Origin of the sequence: Bartonella sp. MR30HLJHH, assembly GCF_042194195.1 — a bacterium.
Lineage (GTDB): Bacteria > Pseudomonadota > Alphaproteobacteria > Rhizobiales > Rhizobiaceae > Bartonella > Bartonella grahamii.
The window spans coordinates 1-813 of the sequence record NZ_JBHIMO010000097.1 but is presented as its reverse complement, the minus strand read 5'-3'; the positions used below and the strand labels follow the sequence as shown (position 1 = coordinate 813).

Annotated in this window: 1 pseudogene; it reads right to left on the bottom strand. The window is 41.9% G+C overall.

The window, feature by feature from the left end:
• Window positions 1-813, bottom strand: a pseudogene (locus tag ACFIKR_RS09535) (hypothetical protein); the annotation flags it as partial.

The window sequence follows — 813 nt, the reverse complement described above, 5'->3', positions numbered from 1 at the left end:
CTTGACACTCGTATCAAGACCCGCAAACGCACTACCAACATCGTTATATGGATTAGTCGTTACTGTACCATCTTCAGTAACATTAGAAATCTCGTAAGTCGGAACAACCCATGCACCATTTTCATAGCTAGCAGCACCGCCTAAAGATTTTGCAACACTGCTCCCTAGGGTATGAAGCTGTGAGCCATTTATGGCATCTGTTGAGCTAGCAGAAATATCTCCATCCGCAAGATACGTAATCTTGCTGTTTTCTTGTGTCGCTACAACTTTGCCGTCGTCTCCTTTTTCCTTCTTTTCATGCTGCGCTACAAAGGCACGGGCTTTATCATTCCATAACAAGGAATCTTGTGCAACTCCTTGAGAAACTTCCTTAATACGATCGTTGATAGTGCTCATGCTGTCATTAATGTCATTAAACGCACCAGCAACATTGTTACTACTCTTTTTATCACCTTTCGTACCATCATTGTTGAAAGTCTGAATTTGGAAATCCGGGTTTTGCCATTCACCTTTCTCATTATAACCAGCACCGCCACCCAAATAGCCAGCAAACTGTTTTTGAAGATCATAAATCTGTCCACCAGTTACTGCATCACTCGAGCCTGCCACAATAGAACCATCAGCCAACGATGTGATCTTGCTGTTTTCTTGTGTCACTACAACTTTACCTTCGTTGTCTTTTTCCTGCTTTTCATGCTGCGCTACAAAGGCATGGGCATTATTACTCCATAACAAGGAATCTTGTGCAACTCCTTCTGAGACTTCCTTAATGCGAGCGTTAACATTCTTGATATTATCATCAAGTCCTTTAAA